The sequence below is a fragment of the Coprococcus sp. AF19-8AC genome (assembly GCF_003603115.1).
GTDB classification, from domain to species: domain Bacteria; phylum Bacillota; class Clostridia; order Lachnospirales; family Lachnospiraceae; genus Coprococcus; species Coprococcus aceti.
Map to the genome: position 1 here is coordinate 710,998 of NZ_QTMI01000002.1, position 16,349 is coordinate 727,346.

Here is a 16,349-nt window from a genome sequence, read left to right on the forward strand (position 1 = left end):
TTTTTATGCGCAAGACAACAATTGATGAGGCGATCGCAAGGGTCGATGACTGGAAGGGCAAGGAGATCAGTTACAAGCCCGTTTCAGGAGGAATAACGAATCCGAATTTCAAAGTGGATGTGGAGGGAGAGCATTTCTTCCTCAAGATACCGGGAGCCGGCACGGATTACATAAACCGTGAAGTATGCCACGAGGCAAATGTGATCGCGGACGAGAGCAAGGCAGGCCCAAGAGTCTATTATTATTTCGGGGATACAGGTGTTGAGATATTCCAGTGGCTTGACGGCTACCGCCAGGTGACATTTGGCGATGTGTATGACAAAGATATATTCCAGTCGATATTCGAGAGGATCAGGGACTTCCACCATCTCGAGACAAAGCCGCTGAACCTGAAGCAGAGCATATTTGAACAGGCGTGGGATATGAACGCAAGGGCGAAGAAGGGCGGCTATATATCACCGTTTAATGACAAGATGGAGTATCTGCTCTCTGCTATTGAGAAGGCGCTGGCGGGCAGTGAGGAGCTGTGTCCGTGCCACAATGATTTCTGGACAAACAACCTGATGTACAACGAGGAGACAAATGATCTGAAGATCATAGATTATGAGTATGCGTCCATGAATGATCCTTATGTGGATCTGGGTCTGATATCTGCTGTGAACTATTTCACCGAGGATATGGACGTGGAGATGATGAAGATATACGGCGGAGGCAAGGTTGATGAGAGAGCATTTGCCAGAATGAAGCTGAACAAGATAGCCTGCGATATCAAGTGGGCGTATTGGGCACTGTATCAGGCGGCCAGCTCCAACGTGGAGTTTGATTACATGAACTGGTATGGACAGAAGATGGCGAGACTGCAGCATTTCTGGCTCGATTCAAGGCTGGATTACTGGCTCGACGTTGCGAGGGAGAAGAGTACCCGTATCAGTTGATGATCAGCAGATCGTATTATGAAACCGGTTCATGAAAGGGAGATGTATATCATGAAAGATTATTATAAGAATATGGAAGATTCATGGGTAGAATTTGTCAGTAAGAATATACGCGCACAGGCATATTCCGGGGAGGAGAAAGCCACCTCGGAGGTGTTTATGCAGGCCATGGAGGAGCTTGGTATTGAGCATTTCCGCGATGAGTGCGGCAACGTGGTCGGAGTCATCCGCGGAGAGGGTGACGGTCCAAACGTGCTTCTGACTGGACATATGGATGTTGTGCCTGAGGGAAGCATAGATGCATGGAGTCCGTATTCGCCATTTGAGCCGAAGGTGGAGGATGGAAAGTTATACGGCAGAGGCATAAGCGATATGCTTGCTGGCCTGACTTCGGAATTCTTTGCATTTATGGAGATCAAAAAGCTGGTGGATGCCGGGGCGAAGATATCGGGCAATCTTATATTTGCTGCAGTCGTCTATGAGGAGCCGGCGGAGAGTATCGGAACGATTTATCTTATGGAGCACACTCTTCCGGAGCACGGCCTTGATGTTGACCTGTGCTATCTGGGGGAGCCGTCAGACGGCAATCTTGCCATCGGACAGCGAGGCAAGATCGAGCTTGTCATAGAGGTGTGCGGTAAGGTGGCGCACTCGTCCGCTCCGCAGGAGGGCATAAATGCTGTTGAGAAAGCTCTCCCTATAATGGATGCGATCATGCATAACTTTGGCAGGGAACCGCTCGTACATGAGATGGGTAAGACGTCCATGGTCATCACTGATGTGGTGGTAACACCGGGACAGAAGTATTCCTGTGTGCCGGACTATTGTGAGATCACAGTGGATCAGAGATATGTGCCACCTATGACCATAGAGGATACGGTGAGCAGGGTTCAGAAATTCCTGGATGAGCAGAAGAAAAATGATCCTGAGCTCAGAGCTGTCGTTCATCCGAGAATGAATAAGAGGACGTGTTACACCGGTTATGAGGCGGAGGCGGCAAAGCAGCATCCGGCGTGGGTGACCGGCAAGGATAATGAGTATGTCGAGCTGACGTACAGGACGCTTAAGGAGCTTGGTCAGGATGTTGAGAAGATATACTGGCAGTTTGGAACCGACGGAAGCGTTATATGCGGCAAATACAACATACCGACTATAGGATATTCGGGTGCGATGATGAGTCAGGCGCATCAGGCACAGGAGCATGTGGAGATCGACAGGATCCTCGACTGTATAGAGGGATATACTGCGGTTCTCTGCAGGCTGTATGGACTGGATATGTCGGAATAAAGGTTTACACGGCACCGCTTATTTTGATACAATCATGTTGCAGGTCAGAAAACATAGGGCTCAGTTTATAAGGAAGTAAGGGAGGGGACAGATGTTAGCAGATCAGCGTAAACAGATAATATTGGATCAGGTAAATCTTAATCATTCGGTTACTGTTGCCAGACTGGTTGAGCTGCTGGGCGTGTCGACCGAGACGGTGAGACGTGATCTTGAGGATCTTGAAAATAACAACATGCTCACGAGGGTACACGGCGGTGCGGTTTCTGTGAAGAAGAGATACCGGTTTGAGAATATGGATGTCAGGGGCACATCCAATATGGAACTCAAGGAGCAGATAGCCAGGAAAGCGCTTGAGTATGTGAAGGATGGAGACACCATAGCGATAGATTCAGGCAGCACGGCGTCATTGTTCGCCATGGCACTGAAGGCGCGCAATTTTGACTCACTATCCGTCATAACCTATTCCTCGGAGGTGTTCTCCATATTATCGGAATGTGAAAATTACAGGATAACCCTGCTGGGCGGTGAATATCTCCCGAAGGAGAAGTTGTTTTATGGCTTCCTGACACATGAGGCGATGCAGAAACTGTATTTTTCAAAGGCATTTGTAGTACCTTCGGCACTTTCGGTCGAGGATGGCGCACATGATTTTATAAGGGAAACCTATGAGAATCAGTGCATGCTGATAGGCCATGCTAGCGAGGTATTTCTGCTGGCGGACAGCACGAAATTCGAGACAAAGGGAGATTTCAAGCTCAGTGATCTCCAGCCGGAATTCACCATCATAACCGACGATAAGCTTCCGGAGTCCGTATACAATATGTATAGAGATCACAAGCTGAACGTGGTAAGTTGATGACAGTCAAAAAAGTGTCTGTTTGCCTCTCTTTGGGTGTACAGAAGATCGATAAAATAGTATAATAAATATGCTATATAAAAGATTGGACGGACAACTAAAGGAGGGTTATGGTTATGTACGAGAACAAGGATATGCTCAGTTGGCTTGGCTATTTTGCAGACATAATGAAGGTCAGTCCTGAGAAGATAAAGATGCTGAATATATGCGGAAAGCAGAAGAACGTTGTTCCGACTATAGACACACACAAGAGAGTTCTTATATTTGCAGATCAGAGTCATGAGGATCTGTTGTACACGCTTTGGGAGAAGGGCTTTGGCGAGTATGACATGTGGTATGCAGAGGGTGTGGAGCCCGGCGGCGAGGTTCACCATGACAAGCTGGAGAAGGTGCTGAACAGGAAGATAACAGGGCCTACAGTTATATTCATCATGAACGAGAAGACAAGGGAATCCGTCAGATACGGAATTGCAAATGATTTCTTCTCGGCTGGAACAGTACACTATGTCGGCAAGGAGATAAGAGCAGTCATCATGAGTCTGCTGGATGTGGATACGCATGACACCATCCTGGCACTCCAGGCCGAGAGTATAGTCATTGAGGCTGCGATCGTGGCAAGCGAGGGCAACATTATAGCCGTTGAGCCGGACGAGGGTTCGAGAAGATCCATGGAGGAGAATGTTGACAAGTTCGGAGTACATAATGTACAGATAATCCCAGATATGAGCGAGGAGACTCTGGCAGCCATACCTGTTCCGAGACTGGCATTCATAGTTGCAAATCATTATCTGGAGTCAGATATGGAGAGACTGCTCAAGATCAATCCGAATATGCAGTTTGTCATATACACACTTGATCTAGGAATACTTGCACAGGCAAAGCTCATATTTGACAAGCTCGGAATAAAGAATATGGAGGCTATTCAGATATCTGTATCCAAAACCAACAAGGACAACATGTTCGTTACCCAGCCGTCACCATGGCTTATCACCGGTGGAGCAGAGTAATCGACATCATAATATTTATATATAAGAAAAACCGCCTTTATGTAATAGGCGGTTTTCTTGTGTCTTCCAGACGGACGATTCCGAGGATCGTTCCCAGACAAATGATATCACTTGTGAGATACAGGGATCTATCACATCTGCTGACAGCTTCAAGGTATGGTGAGCCATCCTTTTCTGTATATTTTCTGATCATCTCGACTCCATTCTCGTTCAGGAATAACGCAATATCTCCGAAATGAGGAAAGTTTTGTTCCACGGCTATAATATCATCCTTAATATAGATAGGATGGAGCATATTGGTCGTGAGCCTCAGACAATAATCTGCCTTTGGAAAATAATCGGCGGGTATCTCTATAAATTCTGTCGCGTGTGTTGAGTAGTCTGAATTGGAAGCAAGCGTGTGAGTTGAGGAAATACACGGAATCCTGCGCGTTTTGGCGCAGTACGCATCCGCTGAAGGAAGCTTCTTCTGCATGTGATCTTCAGAGTCCGCCATTAGCATGACCATCCGCTTGCCGTGGATGTTGAGTGTTCTGTATTTTTGCAGGAGATACAATTCCTCGTCCGTAAGGCTGCGCCTGTGGAGAAATCCATCCATGGTACATCCAAGTGCGTCTGCGATGGATATCATAAGCTGTATTCCCGGGCTCTTGGTCTTGCCGCTCCTGATGGCTTTTATCGTATCCTCAGAGACATCTGTCATCTCAGCTAACTGACTGATCGTAACCCCGCGTTCAGCCATGACTTCCCTGAGTCTTTTCCCTATATCGTATTGTTGCTGCATGTAATTCACCTCAGTAACATTATATAATAGAAGAAACAGGCTTGTCCAGTTGAAAAGTGTAAGAATATACACTTTTGCGATTTGTGTGTGCGCAGAAAAGTGTATGAACTGCTCTTTAATATGAAATTAAATATGATATAATGAATTTATCTGTTACATCGAGAGATGACAAGGGGGTCATTTTCTACAATAGTCTGTCACAATGGGGGTGACGGATTACGGCAGAGGGAACAAGGCTATCACGTGTCGAGCGTTAGGGCGTCGAACACGAGATAGCCTTTTTTCGTGGGGGGGTGAAGGACGGACGGCTGAGTATTCTTCCGCGGGGCGGGTATATCATCTGCTATATATGTGGTATCACGCTCTACTTCCTTCGCTTCGGCTTAGCTTCTATATGCACTCGTTTCCGGCCGCGATAAGGGCGATGCGGTTTCCAACTCGGCAAGAAGCACCGAAGCTCAGTCGTATTCGCTACCGATACCACATATATAGCAGATGATATACAGCCGCGGAAGAATACCCAGCCTGTTTCTGGCGGAAGGGTGATGGGCGTGGCGAATTTTACTTTGATGATTTGGAAGAAAAGCTAATTATAAACGAAATGTTAAAATTATAAAAAAAGTATAAACTGGCGATACGTTAGATTTTATGCGGGTTTCTTGGGAAAACTGTGACAAAAAACTGTTTTTGTTACGAAAAATAATACAAAAATAAAAAATGATTAAAATTTGACTATAAGGGCAAATAAATGACTTTAAATTTGTTTTGAATGGTGATAAAATACGCAAGCAAGGAGCGAGAGTAGCTTTTTAGAAAAAAAGATAGGGGAGTATGACCGTATGAATGTAGTATTTTTTGATGTAGACGGCGTACTGAATTCGGAGAAATTCCTGTGTGAGAAGCATGGGGAGTTTATCAATCCTAAGAATGTGGCTAACCTCAAGATGGTTGTGGATGCCACAGGAGCGAAGCTGGTCATGACAAGTGACTGGAGAAAACAGGTGATTGATAAGGATATCAGTAAGGCACACGTAAGGGAACTGATAGACAGACTTGCGGATGCTGGAATGGAAGTATATGGGGCAACTTCTTCAGGGGATGAGCTCAGAAACAAGTACGGGGATTATACCAGAGCCTGTGCAGTCAAGGATTATGTGGCTGCGAATTCCGTAGAGGGATATGTCATACTGGATGATATGGATATGGACTGGGAGGCTCATGAACTCGATTCTCACTGGATCAACACAGAGAACGTACTTGTGGGGCTGTCTGAGGCAGATGCCATGAATGCTATTTCTATAATAAACAAATAATAAATGAGAGAAGAAATAGTGTTTTGACATATAGGTGGTTGCGAAATAAGTAATTGAGAATGTGCCTGAGCTGTTTAGCATTACCCGCTCAGGGATATACGAAGCCGCCGGTCCTTAGATGGCGCGTTAGCGGCATCTTAGTACCGCAGCAGGCTGAGTTAAGCGGGAGCGCTCCCTGATGGGTATGCTAAAGCAGCTCAGACACTAGGATATTTGAATTTTCGCAAACACCTGATAGAAAACAGTGTGAAAGGAAGTGATGTCTTACGGATCTGGCAGAAGAGTTATCCAATGAACTCCAATGCAAAACAGTATTTACAATACCAATATTTGGTGGAATACCAGTAACAGAATCTGTGGTGGTAACATGGATCATTATGGCAGTGCTTGTACTGTTGTCGATTATCCTTGTAAGGAATCTCAAAGTTGAGAATCCGGGTAAGAAACAGCTTGTGCTGGAGACCATAATAACTACTTTTAACAACCTGTTCAAAGGTGTTATCGGAGAGGCGGGCATGAAGTATGTTCCGTATCTGATAACGGTTATTCTGTACATTGGCATGGCCAACATCATGGGTGTATTTGGCTTTAAACCACCGACAAAGGATCTGAATGTGACAGCCTCACTGGCCATCATGAGTATCATACTCGTACAGGTGGCAGGAATACGAGGAAAGGGGACAAAAGGCTGGGTCAAGAGTTTTGCAGAGCCGGTAGCAATAGTTGCACCGCTTAATGTACTTGAGCTTGTCATCAAGCCGCTGTCGCTGTGTATGCGACTTTTTGGTAATGTTCTCGGAGCATTCGTCATCATGAAGCTGATAGAGGCAGTAGTTCCACTCATTGTCCCTATCCCACTCAGCCTGTACTTTGATTTCTTTGATGGATTTTTACAGGCATTTGTATTTACTTTCCTGACTACGCTTTACATGCAGGAAGCGATGGAGTAAAGATTATCTGATTTTAAAAATGAAAATAAGAAGGAGAAAATGATATGAACGGATTATTAGCAATTGGAGCAGGTATAGCAGCATTAGTAGGACTTGGCGCAGGACTTGGAATTGGTCTTGCAACATCAAAGGCAGTTGAGGCTGTAGCTAGACAGCCGGAGGCAGACGGAAAGATCACAAAGCTTCTTATCATCGGTTGTGCCCTTGCAGAGGCAACAGCTATCTACGGTTTCGTAATCGGACTTCTTGCAATCATTCTTCTTAAGTAATCAGATTTTTGGTCAGATGGATATTTTAATAGAAATATCTAATAGAAATCTGGAATTGCAGAAGAGATGCGGATAATAGAAACAGAAAGATAGGAGTGGCTATATGATTGATATAGAATTTTCTACAATAGCATTCACCATTATCAACTTAATAGTTCTGTTTCTTCTTTTGAAGAAGTTCTTGATAGGACCGCTCAACGATGTCATCAAGAAGAGAGAAGATATGATCGCTGGCACCATATCGGATGCCAACAATCAGAAGGCTGAAGCAATGAAACTCAAGTCTCAGTATGAGGATACCCTTGCAGGGGTTGATGCTGAGTGCAGGGATCTCCGTGAGAAATCCCGTGTGGAGGCCCAGAATGAGTACAGCCGTATCATAGATCAGGCTGATGCAAAGTCAGTCAAGATGATAAAGGATGCGGAGAAGACCATAGAGATCAAGCAGAACAAGGCACTTTCTGATATGCAGTCACAGATCGCAGAGCTTGCAATGGCAGCAGCCGGCAAGATCGTGGGCGGTGAAGGTGATGCGGAATCAGCAGGAGCTGCCATGTATGACGAGTTTTTGAATGAAGTAGGTGATTCAGGTGACACAGAAGGCAATTAATTACGGAATTGTCCTCTATCAGCTTGGAATCAGTCAGGACATGGTGGAGGAGATAAAGGCGCTTGTGGATGGTAGTCCGGAGCTGGTATATGCACTGGCAGATCCGGTGGTCAGCCACGCGGACAAGCGCAAGGTCGTTGACAGGGTATTTGACAGATTTGGCAATAAGAATCTGGTAAATTTCATGAAGACCCTGTGTGACAACGATGGATTTGACATGATACATGACATATTTGACGAGTATGAGAAGTATGCCAGAGAGCAGCAGGATATCCTTTCGGCAACTCTCTATTATGTCACACCGCCAACTGATAAGCAGAAGGCAGGTATCGAGAACTTCCTTATGAAAGAGTATGGAAGCAAGGCGGTACAGCTTTCTATGGTGGAGAAAAAAGAATTGATAGGTGGATTTGTCATAAGAACGGGAGACCGCGAGTACGACAGAAGCATTCTGGGCAGGTACAAATCCCTTAGACAGAAACTGGTTATGAGGTGATAAATTGAGTTCAATTAGTTCAGAGGATATTATTTCTATACTCAAAGAAGAGATAGAGAATTATGATTTTGACTCCAGGGACAAAGAAGTCGGTAAGGTCATCTATGTAGGTGATGGAATCGTAACCGTATACGGTATAGACAATGCCATGTACGGCGAGATCGTTGTTTTTGAGAATGGTGTCAAAGGTATGGTTCAGGATATCAGAAGAACAGAGATAGGATGTATTCTGTTCGGTCGTGATACAGGAATCAAAGAAGGAACAAAGGTCAGCAGAACGGGAAAGCGTGCAGGCATCCCTGTAGGCGATGCATTTATCGGACGTATAGTTGATGCCCTTGGAGCACCTATAGATGGAAAGGGCAGCATAGAGTCAACGGATTATCGTCCAATAGAGAATCCGGCTCCAAGCATAGTTGATCGTAAGTCGGTCAACCAGCCGCTTCAGACAGGAATCCTCTCGATAGATGCCATGTTCCCAATCGGAAGAGGACAGAGAGAGCTGATCATAGGAGACAGACAGACAGGTAAGACATCCATAGCGATAGATACCATTCTGAATCAGAAGGGCAAGGATGTCATCTGTGTATATGTGGCTATAGGCCAGAAGGCTTCAACAATAGCCAAGGTTGTAAATAACCTGAACAAATATGATGCCATGGACTACACGATAGTCGTTGCATCTACAGCAAGTGATTCAGCACCACTTCAGTATATTGCGCCTTATTCAGGTACAGCGATCGCTGAGTATTTCATGCATAAGGGCAAGGATGTGCTGATCGTGTACGATGATCTGTCAAAGCACGCTGTTGCTTACAGAACATTGTCACTGCTTCTCGGACGTTCACCAGGACGTGAGGCATATCCTGGAGATGTATTCTATCTCCATTCAAGACTTCTTGAGAGATCAAGTAAGCTTAAGGATGAGCTGGGCGGAGGCTCCATCACAGCCCTTCCTATTATCGAGACACAGGCAGGCGATGTATCTGCTTATATACCTACAAATGTTATATCTATCACAGATGGACAGATATTCCTCGAGAGCGATCTGTTCTTCTCAGGTATGAGACCTGCTGTCAACGTCGGTCTGTCGGTATCACGAGTTGGTGGTGCAGCGCAGACAAAGGCGATGAAGAAGGCCGCAGGAAGTATCCGTATCGATCTGGCACAGTACAGAGAGATGGAGGTGTTCACACAGTTCAGTTCAGATCTTGATGAGAACACCAAGGAACAGCTTCAGTATGGCAAGGGACTTATGGAGCTTTTAAAGCAGCCTTTGTGCAATCCGCTGTCAATGGCCGAGGAGGTTATCATTCTGGTAGCAGCTACCAATAAGGTATTCCTTCCAGTTGAGGTTTCAGAGGTCAAGAAGAAGAAACTTGAGATGCTTGAATACTTCCACAGTGCCCATAAGGATATCGTGGATGAGATCGAGGAGAAGCAGGTGCTTACCGATGAGCTGAAGGACAAGATAGTCGCAGCCGCTAAGGAGTTTATCGAGAGGTAGATCTCAGGAGAAATAAGAAGATTCGTTGAGAGGTGATTTGATTGGCAAATACCAAAGAAATCCAGAATAGAATAAAGAGTATCAAGGATACTCAGAAGATCACCAATGCAATGTATATGATCTCATCTTCCAAGCTTAAAAAGGCGAGGACAGATCTTGAGAACACGGAGCCTTACTTCTACACACTCCAGGTTGCTCTTGCCAGAATGCTCAGACATGTTCCTGAGATGGAGCATCTGTACTTCGACAGCAGAGAGGGAATCAAGGAAGAGGACAGAAGGCGAGGTTATCTGGTCATTACCGCCGACAAAGGTATGGCTGGTGCCTACAACCACAATGTAATCAAGATCGCTGAGCAGGAGCTTGCAACCCACCCAAACAGTGAGCTGTATGTAGTCGGCCAGGTGGGAAGACACTACTTCGCCAAGAAGGGAGTGCCTATAGATATACATTTCCAGTATACAGCGCAGAATCCTAGTCTTCACAGAGCCAGAGTCATAGCGGACAAGATGCTTGAGAACTATGAGAATGGCGATATAGATGAGGTATACATCATATATACCAACATGAAGAGCAGTGTGGTCGTTGAACCGCAGATGATACAGCTCCTCCCTATGAAGAGGACTGACTTCGCAGGCGTTCCTGCGGATGTGTTCCACGAGGAGATTACCATGGAGCCTTCACCGAAGGCAGTGCTTGACCGAATCGTACCAAACTGTGTCATGGGATATATATACGGCGCTCTGGTAGAGTCCTTCTGCAGTGAGCAGAACAGCCGAATGATGGCGATGGACTCAGCCACAAAGAGTGCCAAGGAGATGCTGGATGATCTCAATATCAAATACAACAGAGCAAGGCAGGCAGCCATAACGCAGGAGATCACAGAGATCGCGGGCGGCGCCAGAGCTCAGAGAGACAGGAGCTAATAAGCTCAATAAATAATTGTAAAGGAGGTCTGATGTTTTGAAAAATGGTAAGATAGTACAGGTCATGGGACCTGTCGTAGACGTAGAATTTCCAGACAACGATCTGCCATACATCAAGGATGCTCTTGAAGTAGATAATCATGGAAAAAAATGTGTTATGGAAGTAGCACAGCACGTAGGAAATAATACAGTAAGATGTATCATGCTGTCCGCCAGCGAGGGACTTTCAAGAGATATGGAAGTCGTTGCGACCGGATCAGGAATCAAAGTTCCAGTAGGAAATCAGACACTTGGACGTCTGTTCAACGTGCTTGGTGAGACAATAGATGGCAAGGAGGATCTCTCAGACACAGAGCACTGGGTAATCCACAGAGAGCCGCCAACATTTGAGAATCAGAGTCCTGTCATCGAGATACTTGAGACAGGTATCAAGGTCATAGATCTTCTTGCACCTTACTCAAAGGGTGGTAAGATCGGTCTGTTCGGCGGTGCCGGAGTTGGTAAGACAGTCCTTATCCAGGAACTTATCCAGAATATCGCATCCGTACATGGTGGATACTCAATATTCACCGGTGTTGGAGAGCGTTCAAGAGAGGGAAATGATCTGTGGACAGAGATGAGCGAGTCAGGCGTTATCGACAAGACCGCCCTGGTGTTCGGACAGATGAATGAGCCACCTGGAGCCAGAATGAGAGTTGCAGAGACAGGACTTACAATGGCAGAGTATTTCCGTGATGTAAATCATCAGGATGTGCTTCTGTTCATCGACAATATATTCAGATTTACACAGGCAGGTTCAGAGGTTTCATCACTTCTCGGACGTATGCCATCAGCCGTTGGTTATCAGCCAACACTTGCAAATGAGATGGGTGAGCTTCAGGAGCGAATCGCATCTACCAAGGAAGGATCAGTCACGTCAGTCCAGGCCGTATATGTGCCAGCCGATGACCTTACAGATCCTGCCCCAGCCACAACATTTGCGCATCTGGATGCAAATACAGTTCTTTCAAGAAAGATTGTTGAGCAGGGTATCTATCCGGCAGTAGATCCGCTGGAGTCAAGCTCACGAATTCTTGAGGCTGATATAGTCGGCGAGGAGCATTATAATGTTGCAAGACGTGTACAGGAGATACTTCAGAAGTACAAGGAGCTGCAGGATATCATCGCAATCCTCGGTATGGAGGAGCTGTCAGATGAGGATAAGCTTACAGTTACTAGAGCCAGAAAGGTTCAGAGATTCCTGTCACAGCCATTCCATGTTGCTGAGAACTTCACAGGTATTCCTGGAAAGTATGTAAGTCTCAAGGATACGATCAAGGGCTTCAAGATGATCGTTGACGGTGAGATGGACGAGTATCCTGAGTGGGCATTCTTCAATGTAGGTACTATAGAGGAAGTAAAGGAAAAGGCCGAGAAAGGTCAGTAAAGGAAGTGCGTAGATGAATACATTTTATCTGAGAGTTATTTCCAGCAATAAGATATTCTTCGAAGGCCGAGTAGAGAAGATCATTCTTCCACTTGAAGATGGAGAGAAAGCGGTTCTTGCACATCACGAGAACATGGTCATAGCCACCAGCATAGGCGAGATCAGGATTACCACCAGCAAGGGTGAGCAGGTAGTCGGTGTTGTCGGTGAGGGCTTTGTTCAGATAGTAAATAACCGAGTTGTCCTTATCGTGGATTCCGCAGAGAAGCCGGAGGATATCGACAGGGTCAGAGCCAAGGAGGCAAAGATCAGAGCGGAAGAGAGACTCAGACAGAAAGAGAGTCTGAAGGAATACAAGCAGAGCGAGGCATCACTTGCCCGTGCACTCACAAGACTCAGAGTGACAGAGAAGATATAAAACCCAGCGCAGAAACCCCAAGCGCCTGCTTGCAGGCATTTGGGGGTTTCAAGCGGTTTTAACGAGAAGTCGTTCGGCGTAAGCCGAACATAGAGCGCGTCAGCGCGGGACTTCGAGTCTAGAAGAATCCCGTCAGTCGAAAGTGCAGCGGGGCGAAGACAGAGCGCGTCAGCGCGGGACTTCGAGTCTAGAAGAATCCCGTCAGTCGAAAGTGCAGCGGGGCGAAGACAGAGCGCGTCAGCGCGGGACTTCGAGTCTAGAAGAATCCCGTCAGTCGAAAGTGCAGCGGGGCGAAGACAGAGCGCGTCAGCGCGGGACTTCGAGTCTATTATAAAAGGCAGTGCCAGCAGCGGGACGATGAAACCGATGTGGCGTTGCCTTTTTATGTGCAGACACAATAGATAAAATGTTACTTGACAACTTTTGCCTTTACTGAGAAAATTACTAGATAGTATATGGTGAACTGTATATACAGTGAACTATGTATATAAGAGTTTATGAAAAAGAGGACGTGTGCATGTATATGCACACATTTTTGAGTTAAAGGTATTTGGTTAGAGGTATTTATGTTAAGATTTATTTGGGTAATAGTTTCGTGCTTGTTTCTGATCATGTACTATGTGCCAAAGATGTCGTATTATGCTAGGCACCCGGAAAAATATGGTGAGGATATATGTTATCAGATGGCACAGGTTATGTGCAATCATGTGAGACGTCGTGCTTTTATCAAGACGGTTGCCACGGGTATGGAGAACCTTCCTAAGGAGGGTGGATATATCATGTATGCCAATCATCAGGGTAAGTATGATGTACTGGGAGTTATAGTTTCCCATGACAAACCGATTACGTATGTCATGGATGCAAAGAGGTCGAAGCTGTTCATAGCAGATCAGCTTACGGATCTTGTGAAGGCACAGAGACTTGACAAGGAAGACATAAAGCAGCAGGTACAGGTTATAAACGATGTATCCACGGAGATCAAGGCGGGAAGGAGATATATTTTATTCCCGGAGGGAGGATACGATCACAGTCACAATGAGCTCAAGGAGTTCATGCCGGGAAGCTTCAAGATCGCCAAGAAGGCGAAGTGTCCTATCGTTCCAGTCGTGCTGTATGATTCCTTCAAGCCATTTGAAGGATGGTCACTGAGGCGTGTGACGACACAGCTTGCATTTCTGGAGCCGATCCCATATGAGGTTATAGCGGATAAGACGACCACAGAGATCAGGGATATGGTCGTTGACAAGATCCAGAGGAAGCTTGATACGATGGAGACAATGAATTGTTGGTAACGATATATGGATAATTATTCTGAACGGGCAGGTCATGTTGATGATCTGCCCGTTCGGGGGTTACGGAAGCTAGGTGTTGACTATATCAAATCAGGTGAATACAATATAAAAGGGTATTTAACCACAAAAACAAGGATTGGGAAGTAGAGATATGGGACAGAGTAAAGAGAGAAACAGTAATGAAAAAAGCGGATTCCTCAAGAAGCTTATAATAGTTCTGGCAGTGGCGATCGTGGTAGTATTTGCGGTATTTTATGTGATCTATTACAGATTTTCATATCAGGCGGACAAGCTGGCAAAGGAGACCGCCCGCATATACGCATTTGGCGATGGCGGAGAGATGGCTGACATGATAGCCCCGGGATACGTGAAGAAGTTTGAGGATTCGTCAAAGGTTTTGTCGGTGAGTGACATACAGGACATATATATAAACAAGTTCAGAGCGTATACAGATGAGCAGGTCGGGGATATAGATACGATCGAGTGCAAGGTCACCGATATACAGGCGGTGAGCAATATAGAGGATGTGCAGCAGCAATTTGCGGACAACGGAGTTAAGGGCGTGTCCCAGTACAGAAGTGTGGAAGCCGACTGGATAGTGACAGGCAAGGATGGCGGCGAGGTCACGGTACACGTTCAGGAATGTATGTTGAAGTGCGACGATGGCTGGTATGTGGACTATGTCCGTATGCCGGATGAAATAGACAGCATGAGTACGCCGGTCGATTCCGGGGATGCTGACAGTGAGGAGACAACAGAGGCGGAGACCACTGAATAATATTGTGTGTATAAGATTGGAAGGGCATACAGTATACAAGAAAGAAGGCTGACAAAAAATGTATGATGTGAGATCCATGAAGGCAGAGGACTTCATAGATGATGGCGAGATCCGTGAGACGCTGGACTATGCGGATCAGAACAAGGACAATGTGGAGCTTATCGACAGTATCATGGAGAAGGCAAAGCTCAGGAAGGGGCTTACCCACAGGGAGGCATCCGTGCTTCTTGCGTGTGAGATGCCGGACAAGATAAATGAGATATATGATCTGGCGGAGCAGATCAAGAAGGACTTCTACGGCAACAGAATAGTTATGTTCGCGCCGCTGTATCTGTCCAACTACTGTGTAAATGGGTGTGTGTATTGTCCGTATCACATCAAGAATAAGCATATAGCCAGAAAGAAGCTCACCCAGGAAGAGGTGAGACGGGAGGTCATAGCACTGCAGGATATGGGTCACAAGAGACTGGCCATTGAGGCCGGTGAGGATCCTCAGATGAATCCTATCGAGTACATCCTGGAGTGTATAGACACGATATACAGCATCAAGCACAAGAACGGTGCAATAAGGCGTGTAAATGTAAATATAGCGGCGACCACAGTGGAGAACTACAGGAAGCTGCACGAGGCAGGAATTGGAACGTACATCCTCTTCCAGGAGACCTACGATAAGGAAGCGTATGAGAAGCTTCATCCATATGGACCGAAGCATGACTATGCATATCACACAGAGGCTATGGACCGTGCTATGGAAGGTGGTATAGACGATGTGGGTCTGGGAGTGCTCTTTGGTCTGGACAAGTATAGGTACGAATTTGCGGGGCTGCTGATGCATGCGGAGCACCTTGAGGCTGTTCATGGAGTTGGTCCGCACACCATCAGTGTGCCAAGAGTCAAGAAGGCTGACGACATAGATCCTGAGGCATTTGACAACGGAATAAGCGACGATGTATTCTGCAAGATCGCAGCATGTATCAGAATCGCCGTTCCTTATACAGGAATGATAATCTCCACAAGGGAGAATCCAAAGGTCAGGGACGAGATCATAAGGCTTGGAGTGTCGCAGATAAGTGGTGGTTCCAAGACCAGTGTGGGGGGTTACTATGAGCCGGAGCCAGAGGATGAGAAGTCGGAGCAGTTCGATGTCAGCGACACGAGAACTCTGGATCAGGTTGTGAACTGGCTGATGACCAAGGGCTATATACCATCGTTCTGTACGGCATGTTACAGAGAGGGCAGAACCGGCGACAGGTTCATGAGCCTGTGCAAGAGCGGACAGATACAGAACTGCTGTCATCCGAACGCACTCATGACGCTGGAGGAATATCTGGTGGATTATGCTTCGCCGGAGACCGCGGAGATAGGCCGGAGACTCATACAGGATGAGCTGAAGAATATTCCGAATGAGAAAGTCAGACAGATAGTGGTCGAGAGACTTGACAGGATAAAGCACGGAGACAGAGATTTTAGATTCTAACACATTGTGGAGGAGCAA

17 protein-coding genes are annotated in these 16,349 nt (G+C 46.2%); 16 read left to right on the top strand and 1 reads right to left on the bottom strand.

What is annotated here, in order from left to right:
- The first annotated feature begins 5 nt into the window (after window positions 1–5).
- The 4 genes from DWX57_RS07860 (at window position 6) to DWX57_RS07875 (ending at window position 4,085) form a co-directional block, all read left to right on the top strand.
- On the top strand, window positions 6–935 hold the full coding sequence (locus DWX57_RS07860) for a choline kinase family protein (RefSeq protein WP_165852776.1): 930 nt from the start codon (window positions 6–8) through the stop codon (window positions 933–935).
- A 51-nt stretch (window positions 936–986) separates the two neighbouring features.
- Window positions 987–2,222: a M20 family metallopeptidase gene (locus DWX57_RS07865; RefSeq protein WP_165852777.1), complete on the top strand. Its 1,236-nt coding sequence runs from the start codon at window positions 987–989 to the stop codon at window positions 2,220–2,222.
- 91 nt (window positions 2,223–2,313) lie between these two features.
- Window positions 2,314–3,078, top strand: coding sequence for a DeoR/GlpR family DNA-binding transcription regulator (locus DWX57_RS07870; protein WP_117550200.1), 765 nt, complete (start codon window positions 2,314–2,316; stop codon window positions 3,076–3,078).
- Window positions 3,079–3,194: 116 nt separating this feature from the next.
- The gene (locus DWX57_RS07875; protein WP_117550201.1) at window positions 3,195–4,085 is read left to right on the top strand and encodes a Precorrin-6B methylase 2; all 891 of its coding nucleotides are present in this window, start codon (window positions 3,195–3,197) and stop codon (window positions 4,083–4,085) included.
- A gap of 37 nt (window positions 4,086–4,122) precedes the next feature.
- Here the strand turns inward: DWX57_RS07875 and DWX57_RS07880 are convergent, their stop codons facing one another.
- Window positions 4,123–4,869 (bottom strand): helix-turn-helix domain-containing protein, encoded by a 747-nt coding sequence (locus DWX57_RS07880; RefSeq protein ID WP_117550203.1) that lies wholly within the window; start codon window positions 4,867–4,869, stop codon window positions 4,123–4,125.
- An 839-nt stretch (window positions 4,870–5,708) separates the two neighbouring features.
- On the opposite strand from DWX57_RS07880, the gene DWX57_RS07885 reads away from it, so the two are divergent.
- The 12 genes from DWX57_RS07885 to hydG all read left to right on the top strand — a co-directional run bounded on the left by DWX57_RS07885 (window position 5,709) and on the right by hydG (window position 16,331).
- Entirely contained in the window at window positions 5,709–6,182 is a 474-nt protein-coding gene (locus DWX57_RS07885) for an HAD domain-containing protein (protein WP_120123446.1), read from the top strand.
- Between the two features lie 272 nt (window positions 6,183–6,454).
- Window positions 6,455–7,132, top strand: coding sequence for a F0F1 ATP synthase subunit A (locus DWX57_RS07890; RefSeq protein WP_071849465.1), 678 nt, complete (start codon window positions 6,455–6,457; stop codon window positions 7,130–7,132).
- Window positions 7,133–7,176: 44 nt separating this feature from the next.
- Entirely contained in the window at window positions 7,177–7,401 is a 225-nt protein-coding gene (atpE, locus tag DWX57_RS07895; protein ID WP_004852001.1) for an ATP synthase F0 subunit C, read from the top strand.
- 103 nt (window positions 7,402–7,504) lie between these two features.
- Complete coding sequence (gene atpF, locus DWX57_RS07900; RefSeq protein WP_022216974.1) at window positions 7,505–8,011, top strand: F0F1 ATP synthase subunit B; 507 nt, start codon at window positions 7,505–7,507, stop codon at window positions 8,009–8,011.
- A complete protein-coding gene (atpH, locus tag DWX57_RS07905; protein ID WP_120123448.1) occupies window positions 7,992–8,507 on the top strand; it encodes an ATP synthase F1 subunit delta in 516 nt (171 codons plus the stop codon). Before atpF ends, atpH begins: the two co-directional genes overlap by 20 nt.
- 4 nt (window positions 8,508–8,511) lie before the next feature.
- Window positions 8,512–10,014, top strand: coding sequence for a F0F1 ATP synthase subunit alpha (gene atpA / locus DWX57_RS07910; protein ID WP_022216972.1), 1,503 nt, complete (start codon window positions 8,512–8,514; stop codon window positions 10,012–10,014).
- Window positions 10,015–10,055: 41 nt separating this feature from the next.
- Window positions 10,056–10,940: an ATP synthase F1 subunit gamma gene (gene atpG, locus DWX57_RS07915; RefSeq protein ID WP_117874433.1), complete on the top strand. Its 885-nt coding sequence runs from the start codon at window positions 10,056–10,058 to the stop codon at window positions 10,938–10,940.
- 37 nt (window positions 10,941–10,977) lie between these two features.
- Entirely contained in the window at window positions 10,978–12,366 is a 1,389-nt protein-coding gene (gene atpD / locus DWX57_RS07920; protein WP_022216970.1) for a F0F1 ATP synthase subunit beta, read from the top strand.
- 13 nt (window positions 12,367–12,379) lie between these two features.
- Window positions 12,380–12,784: an ATP synthase F1 subunit epsilon gene (gene atpC, locus DWX57_RS07925; RefSeq protein ID WP_117550214.1), complete on the top strand. Its 405-nt coding sequence runs from the start codon at window positions 12,380–12,382 to the stop codon at window positions 12,782–12,784.
- A gap of 566 nt (window positions 12,785–13,350) precedes the next feature.
- On the top strand, window positions 13,351–14,076 hold the full coding sequence (locus tag DWX57_RS07930; protein ID WP_022216968.1) for a lysophospholipid acyltransferase family protein: 726 nt from the start codon (window positions 13,351–13,353) through the stop codon (window positions 14,074–14,076).
- A gap of 151 nt (window positions 14,077–14,227) precedes the next feature.
- Window positions 14,228–14,854: a hypothetical protein gene (locus DWX57_RS07935; protein ID WP_022216967.1), complete on the top strand. Its 627-nt coding sequence runs from the start codon at window positions 14,228–14,230 to the stop codon at window positions 14,852–14,854.
- Window positions 14,855–14,912: 58 nt separating this feature from the next.
- Window positions 14,913–16,331, top strand: coding sequence for a [FeFe] hydrogenase H-cluster radical SAM maturase HydG (hydG, locus tag DWX57_RS07940; protein WP_120123451.1), 1,419 nt, complete (start codon window positions 14,913–14,915; stop codon window positions 16,329–16,331).
- Window positions 16,332–16,349 lie beyond the last annotated feature (18 nt).